At 49.9% G+C, this 15556-nt stretch carries 17 protein-coding genes; 4 read left to right on the top strand and 13 right to left on the bottom strand.

All coding sequences use genetic code 11. From position 1 onward, the window contains the following. Nucleotides 1–296: 296 nt before the first annotated feature. Both LDN30_RS12155 and LDN30_RS12150 read left to right on the top strand, forming a co-directional pair. On the top strand, nucleotides 297–1715 hold the full coding sequence (locus tag LDN30_RS12155; protein WP_223925700.1) for a transposase: 1419 nt from the start codon (nucleotides 297–299) through the stop codon (nucleotides 1713–1715). Between the two features lie 8 nt (nucleotides 1716–1723). Next, nucleotides 1724–2197, top strand: coding sequence for a hypothetical protein (locus LDN30_RS12150; RefSeq protein WP_223929647.1), 474 nt, complete (start codon nucleotides 1724–1726; stop codon nucleotides 2195–2197). Nucleotides 2198–2221: 24 nt separating this feature from the next. Here the strand turns inward: LDN30_RS12150 and LDN30_RS12145 are convergent, their stop codons facing one another. The 11 genes from LDN30_RS12145 to LDN30_RS12095 all read right to left on the bottom strand — a co-directional run bounded on the left by LDN30_RS12145 (nucleotide 2222) and on the right by LDN30_RS12095 (nucleotide 11627). Next, nucleotides 2222–2506: a GNAT family N-acetyltransferase gene (locus tag LDN30_RS12145; RefSeq protein ID WP_223927674.1), complete on the bottom strand. Its 285-nt coding sequence runs from the start codon at nucleotides 2504–2506 to the stop codon at nucleotides 2222–2224. Between the two features lie 258 nt (nucleotides 2507–2764). Beyond that, entirely contained in the window at nucleotides 2765–3682 is a 918-nt protein-coding gene (locus LDN30_RS12140) for a hypothetical protein (protein ID WP_223927676.1), read from the bottom strand. A 50-nt stretch (nucleotides 3683–3732) separates the two neighbouring features. Then, on the bottom strand, nucleotides 3733–4230 hold the full coding sequence (locus LDN30_RS12135) for a hypothetical protein (protein WP_223929645.1): 498 nt from the start codon (nucleotides 4228–4230) through the stop codon (nucleotides 3733–3735). A gap of 12 nt (nucleotides 4231–4242) precedes the next feature. Continuing rightward, complete coding sequence (locus LDN30_RS12130) at nucleotides 4243–4536, bottom strand: HU family DNA-binding protein (RefSeq protein WP_223929644.1); 294 nt, start codon at nucleotides 4534–4536, stop codon at nucleotides 4243–4245. 54 nt (nucleotides 4537–4590) lie between these two features. Further along, a complete protein-coding gene (locus LDN30_RS12125; RefSeq protein ID WP_223929643.1) occupies nucleotides 4591–5307 on the bottom strand; it encodes a hypothetical protein in 717 nt (238 codons plus the stop codon). Between the two features lie 145 nt (nucleotides 5308–5452). After that, complete coding sequence (locus tag LDN30_RS12120; RefSeq protein ID WP_223929642.1) at nucleotides 5453–6163, bottom strand: hypothetical protein; 711 nt, start codon at nucleotides 6161–6163, stop codon at nucleotides 5453–5455. Nucleotides 6164–6280: 117 nt separating this feature from the next. Next, the gene (locus tag LDN30_RS12115) at nucleotides 6281–7507 is read right to left on the bottom strand and encodes a toprim domain-containing protein (protein WP_223927686.1); all 1227 of its coding nucleotides are present in this window, start codon (nucleotides 7505–7507) and stop codon (nucleotides 6281–6283) included. Between the two features lie 69 nt (nucleotides 7508–7576). Beyond that, entirely contained in the window at nucleotides 7577–8974 is a 1398-nt protein-coding gene (locus LDN30_RS12110; RefSeq protein WP_223929641.1) for an ArdC family protein, read from the bottom strand. Nucleotides 8975–9082: 108 nt separating this feature from the next. Next, nucleotides 9083–9313: a hypothetical protein gene (locus LDN30_RS12105; RefSeq protein WP_223927690.1), complete on the bottom strand. Its 231-nt coding sequence runs from the start codon at nucleotides 9311–9313 to the stop codon at nucleotides 9083–9085. Between the two features lie 105 nt (nucleotides 9314–9418). After that, nucleotides 9419–11191, bottom strand: coding sequence for a MutS N-terminal domain-containing protein (locus LDN30_RS12100; protein WP_223927692.1), 1773 nt, complete (start codon nucleotides 11189–11191; stop codon nucleotides 9419–9421). A gap of 52 nt (nucleotides 11192–11243) precedes the next feature. Continuing rightward, nucleotides 11244–11627, bottom strand: a complete 384-nt coding sequence (locus tag LDN30_RS12095) for a hypothetical protein (protein ID WP_373316557.1) — start codon at nucleotides 11625–11627, stop codon at nucleotides 11244–11246. 204 nt (nucleotides 11628–11831) lie between these two features. Between LDN30_RS12095 and LDN30_RS12090 the strand changes: the two genes are divergently transcribed. Next, the gene (locus LDN30_RS12090; RefSeq protein WP_223929639.1) at nucleotides 11832–13250 is read left to right on the top strand and encodes a transposase; all 1419 of its coding nucleotides are present in this window, start codon (nucleotides 11832–11834) and stop codon (nucleotides 13248–13250) included. A 20-nt stretch (nucleotides 13251–13270) separates the two neighbouring features. On the opposite strand, the gene LDN30_RS12085 is transcribed toward LDN30_RS12090, so the two are convergent. Further along, a complete protein-coding gene (locus tag LDN30_RS12085; protein ID WP_223929637.1) occupies nucleotides 13271–13678 on the bottom strand; it encodes a DUF4099 domain-containing protein in 408 nt (135 codons plus the stop codon). A gap of 53 nt (nucleotides 13679–13731) precedes the next feature. Between LDN30_RS12085 and LDN30_RS12080 the strand changes: the two genes are divergently transcribed. Continuing rightward, nucleotides 13732–14967 (top strand): peptidoglycan DD-metalloendopeptidase family protein, encoded by a 1236-nt coding sequence (locus tag LDN30_RS12080; protein WP_223929635.1) that lies wholly within the window; start codon nucleotides 13732–13734, stop codon nucleotides 14965–14967. 38 nt (nucleotides 14968–15005) lie between these two features. Here LDN30_RS12080 and LDN30_RS12075 read toward each other — a convergent pair whose 3' ends face one another. Further along, nucleotides 15006–15353: an MmcQ/YjbR family DNA-binding protein gene (locus LDN30_RS12075; protein ID WP_223927698.1), complete on the bottom strand. Its 348-nt coding sequence runs from the start codon at nucleotides 15351–15353 to the stop codon at nucleotides 15006–15008. Between the last annotated feature and the right edge of the window lie 203 nt (nucleotides 15354–15556).

Below are 15556 nucleotides of genomic sequence, written 5' to 3'. Positions count from 1 at the left end.
TTGTGACCATAACTTACAGTCACGCCATTATGAGATATGACGAAATAGAGAAAAAGCCATACCACTTCACGTTGGAGTAAAGAAACCTCCATTTGAGACACTATACAATTTGGCCCTTGCTTTGCCGTTTCTGGCTTAGCAAGGGCTTTCTTTCGTAGAAAGCCCGTTTAAACTTCCCCTTGTTTTAGTCTCTGCATAATTATTTTTGCCAATATTATTGGTAATTTCTTGCAGATATGGCCATTTATTTGTACCTTTGTATAGTTCTTTTAATTATATAGATACTATACATATTTATGGCTATTCCAGAAGAGATATTGTCAGTCGCCCGCCCCAAAAGTACGATAGTCCGACAGAGAGGCAGTCGTTTTGTCGTCATAAAAAGGACGAGCAAAAGAATTAACGGGAAGCCTGTCCCCGTAGACATAGGAACGGTAGGAGAAATTGTAAACGGAAAGTTTGTCGAGGGCTCGTATATGCGCAAGAAAAATCGAGTGGATATAAAAGATTATGGAGAGGTGGCTCTCTGTGACAAGTACGGCAGTGGACTTCTTCAAGAACTCGCCAAGGTTTGGAATCTCGACGATGCGAAGTGCCTCTATATCATAGCCTTGCTCCGTGCTTCATATGGAGACATCATGAACCGTGACTTGCAGGTACAGTACCTCTGCTCATTTGCATCAGAGATGTATCCGGGAGTGCATTTGTCTGAGACGGCAGTGTCCGGATTCCTTATGGAGATAGGCAAGGCATACTCCCTTATCTGTGAGTTCATGCGCAATAGAGTGAATACATTTACCGGCGGTAACATGGTCATTGACGGCATGCTCAAGGACTACAATGCCAAGACGGGGAGCCTCTCGGAGTTCTCGCGCAAGGGGGCTAAGAAGGGCTCCAAGGACATCAGCCTGCTGTATGCCTTCAACCCATTGACGCGTGAGCCCATCGCGGCAAAACCTTACGCAGGCAACATGCTGGATCAGACGGCGATAGACGACTTTGTAGCGGAGTATGAGATTAAGAACGGTCTGATGGTCTTCGACAAGGGCTTCTACAACAACAAGTTGTTTGAGAAAGTCGATAAGATGGAAGGACTGGCATACCTGATACCATTGAAGCAGAACTCGGCGTTCATAAAGAATTACAAGATGGATGAGCCGACAATGCCATTGAAAGACTATAAGGACGGCACGATTCTCTACAAGAAGCAAAAAATGTCAAATGGCAAGTACCTCTACTCTTTCCGCGACCCGAAAGCTGCTTCCGAACAGGAGATCGGATATGTGCAGAATGCCAACAAGAAAGATAATTTCAAGGCAGAAAGCTATGCCGAGAAGAAAGGCCTTTTCGGCCTGATTGTCTTCAAGTCAAAAGCTGACCTTGACCCATTGACCGTCTATTTGGCCTATTCCCAGCGATGGTCTGTGGAGACTCTGTTCTGGCTATACAAGAATATCGTTGACCGTGACACGGTAAACGTGCATTCCGACTACAGCGTATATGCCACTGAACTGATAAATTTCCTTTCCGTCGTCATAACGACAAGGGTTAAGAATGAGTTTGTCAAGCTGGGACTAAACAAGAAATATTCTTACAAGGCTATATTCAGATACCTTTCAAAATACAAGAAGGTGAGAACCAAAGATGGCGGAAAATGGGGTACGGCAACCATGCTTAAATATATAGAAGAGTTAGTGGCTATGCTTGGTGTATAGTGTCTCAAATGGAGGTTTCTTTATTGGAGCGTATAGACCCCGACAACGAGAACGTACCCGAAGCCGTTATCCCGGAGGACAAATGTCTCTACTTCCAGCCGGAGGAGATGCTTGAGCTTCGCAACTTCTACAAAAAGGAAGGCAGAGACGTGCCTTTCGAGTCTTTCCAGGACTATGCTCCAGACTCCTATGATGAAGACTGGTGGGCTCTCCTTGATTATCTCTACAGCTGTACAGCCATTGACATGATAGTGGCGGAAACGGCAGCCGCCCCCGACCCAGTAATAAACAGGGACGCATTGGTTGCCCGTCTGCTGCATGAACTTCCCTACAGTCTTGATGACTATGACATCATTGCCCCGCAAGAACTCATCGACGATGTCCTTGACGACTATTTTACGGACTGGGTTGGGATTAGGAATAGAATAGACTTAGATAATGCCCTCGCCGATGCCGACTTTTATGAATTTGAAGGCAAATAGTCGTGCAGCACTGGTGTGAGGCTATTAAGATTGGCTGCCCTCTTTGTAAAGTATATCCGCGAACTGCTGATGCCGCTGATACCACACACCGGCAAAGGAACAGACGGGCAGGACACGGAGCCCCTTGTTGATGGCATAGTCATTGGCTGCACTGACAAGCAGGCTCCCTACACCCATCCCCTCCTTGTAGGCATACGTGTGGTCTATCCTCATGACATTTCCCTCATAGGAGAACTCCAGACGGCCGACAAGCTCGTCCCCATTATAGGCCAGCACCTTGCCGCCCGTGTTCGTAGTTTCTATTTCCATTTCCATAATTGTTGCAAAGTTACGATATTTATCTGATAAAACGACTCTTGTATGTGTTCGATGGGTTATCATAGTGATACTCCTATCGGTTGCGAAGTCCCTCTACAGCTCGGCTTCGTGTCTGACGACCAAAGAAGGAAGACGCGAAGTGGAGCAAGTAAGGATAGTGCGCATGGCGTGTGGCGGAAGAAGTGTCGAAGTGCAACTGAGAAGCTTCTTCCGCTACTTGCCTTGCGCACTGATTACCTTCCCACTGGGCTATGCCTCTCCAAGCTCTGCCCCCATCTCCAAGAACATCGGTCGGAAGAGCTCGTGCATTCTCCAGTTCTTGCCTTGTGCCAGCGTGACCTTCTTTCCATTGTCGAACTCTGCGACAACATTGTCTTTGTCGAAGACAAGGTTTCCATGAGTGAGCTCCCAGTAACCGGGATGCGGATAGATAACAGGCCGTATCTTCCTAAGAAACTCTATCTGCTCAGCGGAGAGCTGATCCATCATCCTTAGGTAGTCAATAAACTGTTGCAGTGAGGCGACACTGTCCTCCTCAAAGGCCGTCGAGAGGATGTCGAACTCCCCGAAGTCACGAATCTGAATGCTGTACCCACTCTGTCGCAGCACGTCAAGCCCATAGCCGTTGATGAACATCCAGCTCACCGGTCCGGAGGTCGCATTGACATGCCCCGTCTGCCATCCGAAGACCTCGAAGAGACGGTCGGCATCCTGCCCGATGGCCGCCCAACGCTTGGCATTCGGCTTGCCACAAGGAAAGATGACGATATGCACGTCCTCCTCACGCTTTGTAGCCTTGAGCAGGATGTCCACGAGATCACTGTTCCATCTCTCGACCTCCGTCCACTTTGCGGGATTGATGCTCAGCTTCCATCTGATGAAGACATCGAGGATCTTGTCGTTGGCACCCTCCGCATAGTCGTCGAGGACAGCCAGCATGTTGTCATCGTGTGAGCGGCGAGGCATGTCCGTGAACGACAGACCATAGTCCTTCAGCAGCCTGCGCCACTGCTTGAACTCCTCCACACTCTTCACCGAGAGCAAAGCATCGTAAGCCTTCTTCAGCTCCTTGTAGTCGAACCGCTGCGGGTTCTCGTCGTAGTAGTCCAGGATTTCGATGAACTGCTTTCTGAGCAGGTTCACCCACGTCATGTTCAATGTTTCCATAGTAGTGTTTAGTGTTAGATGGTTTGTATCACAGTTGAATTGTTCCTTGTTCATGGTATCGGCAGTTCAAAAGCTTTGTACACCTGCTTGCCCTCCTTGTCGATGAAGCACCACCGCTCTGAGCGGTACGGCAGTCCGGCGGCATCGACACAGGCATAGTCAATCTTCACCTTCCATCCGCTGAACTCCCCCTTCCTGTCGCCCTTCATGATGAGCGAGCGGATTTCCGCCATGCTCCGCATCTGCCTTTCGGCAAGACTGACGACATAGTGGTCGGCCGGGTTGAACCGGTTCATGTTGTCCGTGCGCTTCATAATCGTGTCCGTCACCACCTGCATCGTCCTGAGCATCCCCTTCACCTCATCCTTCGTGAAGTAACCCGTTCCAAATGCCGAGTCCGGCTCCGAGATCGCCAGCACACGCAGCTGCTTAGGGTAGTCCACACTGAGCTCCAGGTTCTCCTTTGCCAGCCGTTTCATCTTCTCACCCGAGTTGCCGCACGATACCATCAGTGCGGCACCCATCATTAGTAATAATGACTTCTTCATGTCCTAAAGGCTTTATCGTCCGTACTTCAATGTGTAGTTGATCACGTTACCGAAGGCCTTGAACTTCACCTTCTTCATCGGCGGCGCAACGAACTTCTCCCCCGTCTGCGGATTGCGGCATATACGCTCACCGCGCCGGTAGATGTAGAACTTCCCGAAGTCCGGGATGATGACCTCCCCGTCCTCACGGAGAATATCCGACACCGCGCAGAGGAAGGCATCCACCGCCTTCTCCACGTCCTTAATTGAAAGTCCCGACTCAAAAGCCGCCTTTCTCAACAGTTTCTTCTTGTTCACAGTACTCATGGTTAATGGTTTGAATGGTTGATAATCAATAGAATATTACAAAGTAGAAAACGTTTAGTTTAACTTGTTATAATCCGCCACGATCCGTTTCCGGTCATCCGACAGCCGCAGGTACGCCTTCGAGAGCGATCCCTTGCCGTCAATTAGCGTCACCTCATTCTTCGTGACGCCATACTCCAGTAGCTCCTTCAGCTCGTCAAGCGTCACCTCATGCCCACGGATATGCCGCCATAAAGTAAGGTGGTACGGCTCCCCGAGCTTCTCGTGACAGGAACAGTTGAACGCCACCGGACTCACCAGCACGTCCTCACCACAGACAGGGCACTTGCCCACCACCGAGCTCAGCGACATGCCATAGACCTCACTCTCCACCAGCACGGCCGAGAAGATCCGTCCCTGCGAGTTGAAACAGCCGTCGAGCACCGTCGGATGCCCGTCGAGGAACGCCTCAATCTCATGCGGCAGGATAAAGCGGTGCGAGAGGATGCCGTTGCAGTGCCACTTGCAAGCATCACCTTTGTCAAAGTAATGCTCACAGAAGTACCCCTTCGAGGTAATCTTGATGCGCCCACCACAGTGCGGACAACGGTGCTCCAGGTATCTGCCCTCCGGAACGACCGCCATCTTGCCGTCCTGCATCTCGATGTGCGCCATGTACTGTTTTCCCTTCTTGTCCTTGAATGTCAGCACACGGCTTCTGCCCGTGTCCTCCAGTTCCTTGTTGACAGCGTCCGTGATCAGTATGCCACGGATAGATTTCTTGATTTCCATAGTTGATAAAGTTAATAGTTGATGGTTAATAATGATTAGTAGTTAATGATTAATGAAAGTTTATTAGTAATTGACATACAACTGTTTATATTAAAAACATAAAGTTTTCTTGCGGTTTCAAGTGACCACTTCGGACGATACAAGCCTACAGATACTTCCAGTCCATTATCAGTCCGTCCACGACCGCCTTGCCCGACATCACCGTCGCCCATCCGTCCGGGTCAAGTCCGAACCACAGGTCATTCCACGACAACGTACGGATTTGCCAGGCCAGCAGCCACAAGTCCGTGTTGATGCTCTCCAGCCGCGTGACAATCTCATTGGCCACATAGTACCGCTCCGCCGAGTTCAGCAGGTTGATCTTGTGCTTCTCCGTCTTGCCGTCCGCATTGGTAACGTTGTACGACCCACTTGTCACCAGCTGCTTCATGAACGGATAGAGCGAAAGCATCTGTGCCGAGGCATCAACAAGCTCTTCCGAGACCATCACGGCAATGGCAGTACCCTTGAGATTGCCCGGCAACGACTTGCGGAGCAACGCCATGTTTTTCGGTATCTCCATACTCACGAGTTCCGCGGCACGCTTGATCTGATAGATATTCTGCATGGCACCCTGCGCGTTCTGCAGATAGCCCAACATCTTATCCTCCAAATGGTGCATCCGCTCCATGGCCAGCGTGACCCCGGCTTCCGTTGCGATGATCGCCTCCTGCGTCTTCTCACGCTTCTTGAAGAGCTTCTTCAGCATTTCCGTCTGTGTGGTCACCGCCCCTGTCAGGAGCGGGTCTGTCTGCTGTGCGAAGCCGCAGACGGAACAGGACATGGCCAGCAACAGACAAAAGAATTTTCTTTTCATGGTTCTCCGGTTGTTATGGCCACGGACATCACTGACGGTACGGACTTGAAAAGTCGGTGCCGGAAGTGACGGACCGTGACCTCGTTCATACTTTCCCATATACAGAGATACTGGAATTTACATCTTAAACCCGCTCTTGCACTCGTTGCGCTCCCTGAGCTCCGTCCTGATCCTCGCGAGATTCTCGTCCCGTTGGAACTTCGTCTTGAGCTGCAACGCTTCCAAAGGCATGCCGCGTACAACATCGTTCCAGTCCTTGTAGTTCACCGGCGGTTTCATCACCTCGATGCGGTCAGAGAGTTTTACATGCCTCCCAAGCTCTTCCACAGAGGCCTTCCCCACCGGCATGTCGAAGGACTTCCTCTCCATCTCCAGTCTTAGGTTGTCCCCCATCTGAAAGACGCTGAGCCGCTTCCCGTCGAGCAGTGCCGCCATACGCATACCATAGATCCGCCCCGGCAGATCATTGTCGAAACAGTCCACCGCCTTGGCCATGCAGAAGTGCTTCATCAGTCCCGACACCTGCCCGTTGGACAGCGCGCCGCCCACAGAGACAAATGCCGAGTGTGGAAGGTCAATCTTCGCCCGGTTCGCCTGATAGAACGACATGGCATCGTAAGCCGACTCACAGAAATAGACATGCCTGACCATCTGCGGATTGTTCAGTGCCGAGTGGATGCCCGCCGTCCACATCGCCGTCGTCGAGTTCGTCCCGGCAGCCTTGCCCTTGAAACCACGGTCGCCCCGCAGCTCATAGCCGGCCAGATCAGAGCTGAACCCCGGCTCACGGTAAGGAAAGCCGATCATCGGCAGACCATTCTTGTTCTTCTGGTCAGTGACAATGGCAATGTGCCTCTCAAAGAGCCGCACCGTCTCCTGACTCAGACCACGGTCCTCAAAGATCCCCATGGCATAGTCCATGTTGCCTTGTAGCGACTGCGCCGTGTAGCGTTTTGGATTGAACACCGGATTCAGACTTCCCAGTCCCCCGGCATAGCCATGGTCATGGTTATCAATGATGGGCATGTTGGCAAAGTCCGCCATCACCTTACCGATGACCTCCCACTGGTTGCGTCCGTACTTGTTGAAGCGGTTGAGGTTCTCACCGATGAAGTCCACCACGTCTCCCCGTTTCCCGGTGTTTCGGTGGAAGTACCTCTGCCGGTCCTTCTCCTGCGGATGCGAGATGACGATGGTGTCGAGCTTCTCACCCCTTCCGTCGGGCAGGATCAGCTCTATGTATCGTCCCACGCCCGCCTGCCTGTTGAGCTTGTAGCCGAGCGAGAACGCTACGTCGTCGATGCCCACCCTCGGCTTCATTTCCTGAAAAGATACGTAAGACATAGCATTAGTAGTTAGAAGGTAGAAACAATGATTGACTTATAGTAAATGTTGCCTAATTTGGCATAACGCTCACAATTTCAATCCCTTATTCTCCTTGTTCTGCTGCTTCTGCTCACGTATCTCACGCACCTCTCCGACGAACTTCCTTGCCACCGTGTCGTGCAGCATTTGGTCCTTCAGCGCACCCGTCGGCATCATCTCATATCTGATACCCGTAATCTTGCTGATAGGCTTCACACCAAGATCCTGCCCCTCGAAGGTAGCACGCACAGCATAGCCACCGTCCATCCGCTTGTAGATGGAGGCACTGTCGAACTTCGCCGACAGCGCAATGTCATGCGGCTGCTGCCATTCCTTCTTTGCCGCTTCAACGCCCTTGTCAAGCCCCACTTTACGCTGGTTCTCAGTAAGAATAGGTGTCTCACCAAGGGCAATCTTCTGCTCGTCAATCTTCTCAAGGATCATCTTCGAGGCCTTGTTCACGTCCGCCATGACCGATACGATGAACTTCGGCTCCTCACGCAAGGCGTTTATCCATCCGTCCATGTAAGCTGCATTGTTGTTGAGGATGCGCTTGTCAAAGCCCAGTGCATTGCCCACCATGGCAGCTGTGAGCTCCGCCACAAGCTCCTCCTTGGCGTACTTAGCATCTCCGAACTTGGAACCCTTGTCACGGTTCAACCGGTTGGCCGTACCCGTGGAGTGCGTCATCTCGTGGAGAGCAGAGGAGTAATACTCCATGCCGTCCTTGAATATCTCCTCAGCGTTCTTGCCGATGTTGAACTGCTCCTTTTTTGGAACGATGACGATGTCCCGTGCCGGAGAGTAGAATGCCCCGTCCACGATCTTATCAGTCTGCACACGGCATATCCACTCCTGCCGCTCGAACATACGGTCGAGGGCACGGTTCTCGTACATGCCGGCCGTGTCACGCAGCTGCGGACCTCTGAACCGGTCCACGATGGCATCGTACTTCTCCTTGTTGACCTCCTCCAGATTGGTCTGATCCACGTTGAACACCGAGAACGCACGGAGGAACGGCCGCACTTCGCACTTCTTCTGCTCACCACGGCTCATCTGTCTGTAGTCAGCCTCGGAGACACGCTTGCCCCGGTCGTCCTTGATATTCAGGTCCCAGTAGATGACCGGCATCGACTGCGCCCCTTTCTTGATGCGTATGTTCTCCTTCTGCGCCTGCATAAAGGTAAGATACACCGGCGTGCGGTAAGCGTTCATCGCCGTGTCCATCTGCAGGAAGAACGAGTTAGAGCCCGAGTAGTTTCGTCCGCTGAGGTTCTGCGGCATGCCGAGCATCGTGCCCTTGCCGTTCGTCCATCCCTGCCGCCAGTCCGATGCCTTCATTGCCTTCATACGGTCGATCATTGCGGAGCAAAATCTCTCAATGGCCCTGTCTCCACTGCTCTTGTAATCCTGTCCGTTCTTGGACTTGGAATCTTTGTTTTCCATAGTGTCAGTAGCTAAATAGTTAGGTTATAGCCCCCGCAGTCCGATGGCACAGCCTTCGGACTGCGGAAGGCATAAGTTTGTGCTTTTCAAGGTAATACTACGGATATGCTACACGATAGCTTCAGCGAAAGCGTCCGCAAACTCGTTGCCGTCGTCATAGATACGGCTCTCTGTCTCCTCAAGGTAGAGCTCAGCGTTGTTGTCGTCAGGCTCTACGCCGTGGTCGTCGCACCACTGGAGGTATGCCGTACCGTGGTCACTGCGCAGTGCGAGCTCGCACCATCCTATCTTGCCGTCCTGCTTGAGTTGAATGAGTTCTTCGATTGTATTGTTCTTCATAGTTGTAATGTGTTAATGATTGATGATTGGAATAGTTGATAGCTAAAATGTAAGCTGTGATGGATGACAGACAACTCATATTTATAATAGAGCTAAGTCCTGGCACTAACGTTTGAACGACTGCTTGGCACTGACTTTCTCGCTCATCTCCTTGATTTCCGTGTTGAGATAGCGAGCGGCCAACTGCTCCTTGGTTGCCGTCTTTGACGTGAAGAGTGCCTGCTTGTCGTGCCACGAGAGTACCGCCTTGCTCGTCATTCTGTCGTCAGCGAGCTTCGCCGACACCGTCCAGTCGCCCTGCTGGCTCTTGGCGATGCGCACCTCCTTGACACCATCCTCCAGTTTGAACTGGTTGTAGAAGGAAGCCAGATGCAGCTGCTCACCGAAATTCTTCTCCACGAGCTTGGAAGGCGTTGTTACTCGGTCGAAGTAAGCATTCAAGTCCTCCTTCGACATCGTGCGAGACATCTTCTGCTCGCCCACCTGCGTGTAGAGCTTGTACTTGCCAACATCCTGACGGTGCTCGTCATGCTCCTTGTAGACCACCATCTTGTCGATGACACGCCCGTCAGAGAGCTTGTTGTCAGCCTTGTACTCCTCCGGTGTGACCTTCTTGGCCAGCTTTGAGGGATAGTACGTCTGCATGAGCCCTTCAACCGTTGTCTCCCTCTTCTGATAGGCAACGGCATCCTCCGGCTTCATGAGCTGCGGACGGAGCTGCTGTCCGTCGATACGTGCGGTAAAATACCACTTGTTCGGATCCTGGTTGCTTTGGAAGGCATGGCCGTGGGTCACCTTCTCACCGTTGACCGTCACCATCTGCGGCTCGCGCGGCTTATGAACCTTGGTGTCTGCGGACTGTTCAACGGCTTTGTCGTTCTTCTTGGTCTCTGCCTTCACCTCAGTCTTGTCAACCTTGGCTTCCTTCGTCTTAGTTTTCTTCTTTTCTGTTTTCTTTTCCATAGTATCGGTTTGAGTTTGGTTTTTGGTTTTGTTAGTGGTTTGCTTCTTGCTCGGCTCCTGCATGTCAGCTATCGCCACACGATTGCCCGCCCGGATAAGCCTTGGCAGGTAGACGTCGAGCGCGTGATGCGGAAACTCAGCCATGAGCTCACCTTCTCCTTTGGCTTTCGGCTTCTGTATCGGGATGCGCAGCGTGTCCGACAATTTCTGTGCGTCATCATTCAAAGAGCGATAGAAATCACCATTGCGCATAAGGATCAGCGCGTCGGGATGCTTGCTCTTGAGCCGCTGATACACGGCCAATGGCGTGTCGGTCTTGTTCTTCACTTGCTTCTTCGTAGAGTCAGCAGATTGCTTCTTATCAGAAGGCTGTTCTTGCATCTTCTTTTCCATGTTAGTAGGAATTTGGTTAAACTGAAAGTTCTTGTTTGTCAGATGGTTCTTGGTATGTCCGAGGACGGCGAGCATCGTGTTCGGATGACCCACAGCCTTGATGGCGGCCCCTGCGGTATAGCCGGTGTCCAACACATTGTCTATGACGATTGGCGTGAACTGCTCCGGCACTTGTCTGTACAGATTGAGTTTCAGGTATATGCCCTCCGGCTTAAGGTCATTCTTCTTTGCGTAGTGCAGTGGCATGTGCGGGCGGCAGGAAAGGATGTCCCAAGTCGGGATGCCCGTCCTTCGGGAAATCTCATTGGCGAGCGTCTTTGTATATACCGCCCTGCCATGGTGGTTCGGGATAGGCACCAGCACACAGTTGCGTCCTGTCGTCATCCCCCTTATCCCGTCCGCCATCATATCCGCTGCCCTGCAGATGCTTGCATAGTCACCGTCCTTGAGTCCGTACGCCAGCTGACGCACCTTAGGATATGGAGCTACGGAGGTGAACGCACATTCTTGTTTGTTTGACATGGTGAATTAAGTCTCATAAGGTGTAGTAGAATAGATTACCAGGACAACGGGCTCAGAGTGAAAGACCTCTCTTCTTGTCCTCTTTCCTTTCAGTCTTTTCCCTCTCGGTCAGTCGGACGCTTTCCTCGTGGCGCAGTCGGTCAACGACCTGCTTGTACTCCCACCGGTTCTCGTCGGTCTGCACATAGCCCATGTAACCCTCGTTGGCATCGTCATATCGGATGGCCTGCTGACGCTTCCATTCCTCCATGTCTCCATTCATGACCTTGAAGCCTACCGGCTCACGGAGGTCAACGCCCACGACAACCTTCTGGTCACCGACTTCAAGTTCTACCGGCTTGCCAGAAACGAGAGCTTCCTTTTGGCCAATTCCGAGTCCGATGTCCTTGATTTTGTCAACTTCCCGAAGTTTTTCCTCAAATAAAGAAACCTCCATTTGAGACACTATACAATTTGGCCCTTGCTTTGCCGTTTCTGGCTTAGCAAGGGCTTTCTTTCGTAGAAAGCCCGTTTAAACTTCCCCTTGTTTTAGTCTCTGCATAATTATTTTTGCCAATATTATTGGTAATTTCTTGCAGATATGGCCATTTATTTGTACCTTTGTATAGTTCTTTTAATTATATAGATACTATACATATTTATGGCTATTCCAGAAGAGATATTGTCAGTCGCCCGCCCCAAAAGTACGATAGTCCGACAGAGAGGCAGTCGTTTTGTCGTCATAAAAAGGACGAGTAAAAGAATTAACGGGAAGCCTATCCCCGTAGACCAAGGAACGGTAGGAGAAATTGTAAACGGCAAGTTTGTCGAGGGCTCATATATGCGCAAGAAAAATCAAGTGGATATTAAAGATTATGGAGAGGTGGCTCTCTGTGACAAGTACGGCAGTGGACTTCTTCAAGAACTCGCCAAGGTTTGGAATCTCGACGATGCAAAGCGCCTCTATGTCATTGCCTTGCTCCGTGCTTCATATGGAGGCATCATGAACCGTGACTTGCAGATACAGTACCTCTGCTCATTTGCATCAGAGATGTATCCGGGAGTGCATTTGTCTGAGACGGCAGTGTCCGGGTTTCTTGTGAAGATAGGCAAGGCGTACTCCCTTATCTGTGAGTTCATGCGCAATAGGGTGAACACCTTTACCGGCGGTGACATGGTTATCGATGGCATGCTCAAGGACTACAATGCCAAGACGGGGAGTCTGTCGGAGTTCTCGCGCAAGGGAGCGAAGAAAGGCTCCAAAGATATCAGCTTGCTGTATGCTTTCAACCCATTGACGCGTGAGCCCATAGCGGCAAAGCCTTACGCAGGCAACATGCTGGATCAGACGGCGATAGACGACTTTGTAGCGGAGTATGAGATTAAGAATGGTCTGATGGTATTCGACAAGGGTTTCTACAACGACAAGCTTTTTGAGAAAGTCGACAAGATGGAAGGACTGGCATACCTGATACCGTTGAAGCAGAATTCGGCGTTCATAAAGAATTACAAGATGGATGAGCCGACAATGCCATTGAAAGACTATAAGGACGGAACGATTCTATACAAAAAGCAAAAAATGTCAAACGGCAAGTTCCTCTACTCTTTCCGCGACCCGAAGGCAGCCTCCGAACAGGAGATTGGATATGTGCAGAATGCCAACAAGAAAGATAACTTCAAGGCAGAAAGCTATGTCGAGAGGAAAGGTTTATTCGGTCTGATTGTCTTCAAGTCAAAAGCTGATCTTGACCCATTGACCGTCTATTTGGCTTACTCACAGCGATGGTCTGTGGAGACTCTGTTCTGGCTATACAAGAATATCGTTGACCGTGACACGGTAAACGTGCATTCCGACTACAGCGTATATGCCACTGAACTTATAAATTTCCTTTCCGTCGTCATAACGACAAGGGTTAAGAATGAGTTTGTCAAGCTGGGACTAAACAAGAAATATTCTTACAAGGCTATATTCAGATACCTTTCAAAATACAAGAAGGTGAGAACCAAAGATGGTGGGAAATGGGGTACGGCAACCATGCTTAAATATATAGAAGAGCTAGTTGCTATGCTTGGTGTATAGTGTCTCAAATGGAGGTTTCTTTACTCAAATTTAACAGTTGCCACATCACGGTACATCAAGGCATTGGTCTCCTTGTCCAGTTGTACGTAGCGCATCTTACGTTTGCCGTCCTCCTTGAACTCCTTCTGAATGACATCACCTTTGCCTACGCGCTCCAGTTCGGTATCATTTAGTTTCAAGTTGTTGTCAAGCTCACGATGTGTCTGATACGTAAGCAGTTGCAGCTTGCCAGACTTGTCGTAAGCAAGCTGAATTTTCATCGGAATGGATACCGCCGAGTTATCGCCCACGGGCACGTTGACACGCATCAGCGGCGAGAGCTCACCGCTCAAGATAGAGTCGCGCAAGTCCTTGGGCATACGCATGAGATCCTTGGGATAGATGCCGATTTTGGCAAATTTGTCGAATGGTACTGGTTCTGTTTTCATAGTTGATGGTTTGGTTATTCTACTGGTTTATACTAACTTTGTGGTGAAAAACCATGTCAAACATTAAACATACTACTACCATGAAACACACAATGAAGTGCGCTGTGGTCCTTATGTTCTCGATGAATGTATTGGAATCACCGGCACAGTTTTACACTGCTGAGAAAGTCGGTCCGGCTGCCGACACGTTATCCATTTCCACGGACCCCTACGTCCGTGACGTACTCCACGAAACAAAGCCAAAGCCTAAGGTTGAGACTGAGACTAAGAAGAAGTCCGTCTTCCGACTGCCTTTGCCTTCGTTTCTGACCGCAAAGTTAGGAAACAAACCGCCAACTTCCAACAACGGCCAAGGAAAAGTGCAAGAAAAAGGCGAAAAAAGTTTGGAGGAATCTTCCAAAAAGTTTGCGAAACAGCCTGTTTTACCCTTTCTCAGTGCCTCTGACAGCATGCTTTTAAGCATCCTTGAAAAACGGCTAAATATCTGTATGCCACTTGATTACTTAACCGTTACCTCGCCTTACGGCTACCGCCTTGACCCCTTCACCAAGTGCCGGAAGTTCCATGACGGCATAGATGCCATTGGTGTAAACGGATTTACCTATAGCATGCTCCCGGGCAGGGTAGCTGCCGTACACCATGGCAACACCGGCTACGGCAACTATGTCATCATCGATTATGGCAACCTCCGCTGTCTCTATGGTCACCTCGGTGAGATCTACGCAAAGGAGGGAACGATGTTACAAGCGGGCACGGTTATCGGAATCGTGGGCTCCACTGGCCGTTCCACCGGCCCGCACCTACATTTGCAGCTGCAACGATTGTCAACCAACAATGTGTGGACGAGCGTTGACCCACTGCCATTCATCCATGCGCTGAACCAGCAAGTGGAGTCCTTCAATGAGCGTCTTGCGGAAATTACCGGTAAGGACTCTCCTATATATAATAATGTGGAACCGAACAGCAAGGAACTGACCATTGAGAACCTTTACGCCGCCTTAAAGAGACACGGCATCAAATATCCTAAGATTGTCCTTGCCCAGGCTATCCTTGAAACAGGACGCTTCCGTTCCCGTGTCTGCAACGAGCATAACAATCTCTTCGGACTCAGGCACTCAAAGGGCTACTATAGCTTCAGTAACTGGGAGGAAAGTGTTATAGCCTATAGGGACAAAGTGCAGTACAAACATCGTGACGGAGAAGGCTACTACTCTTTCCTTAAACGTATTGGTTATGCCAGTGCCCCTGACTATATAAATAAGGTAAGGGAGATTGCCAGCCAGTTATAGAATGACATGATAGTAAAATCTAATCCCAGCAAAGGAACCTATCTTTTCTTCTTCCTGTATTTCTCTTTGACTATCGAGTAAGAATTTGAGATAAGTTCCTTTGCTGTATCATCCGGTACACCACTTAAACGCATTCCAAGCCAATACTTGTTGTTCATGTGTGAAGCTTTGCCGGCCCATTCACAATGCTCCCGTAAATCAACTATTCGCTCCGGCTGGCACTTTATGTTAACAATGTCGCTGTCATCCAAGTCGACCATAGCAAAAATATGATTGCAGACATAAAACACCAGCACACTCTCGCCTCCTTTAATCTTGGCGAAAGGAAACTTTTCCTCGACGGTCTCCAACGACAGACAATAAGCTCGCAATTCTTCTATATTCATTTGAAATCAGTTTAAACAATGGTTCGGTAAGAAAACCGCCTCCATCAAAGTTTATTTAACGTGTTGATTATTAGATACTTATCAATAATAAAGTTTAACATTATGATAAGATTAATTATGACATAAAATAGTGGCTATATCGTTGATTTTCAGTAACTTTATAGTTGAAAAAATAATGAAGTTATATGACAAATCAAGAAGAT

It is taken from the genome of Prevotella lacticifex, from assembly GCF_019973375.1.
GTDB classification, from domain to species: Bacteria; Bacteroidota; Bacteroidia; order Bacteroidales; family Bacteroidaceae; genus Prevotella; species Prevotella lacticifex.
This window is presented reverse-complemented; position numbering and strand designations above follow the sequence as displayed.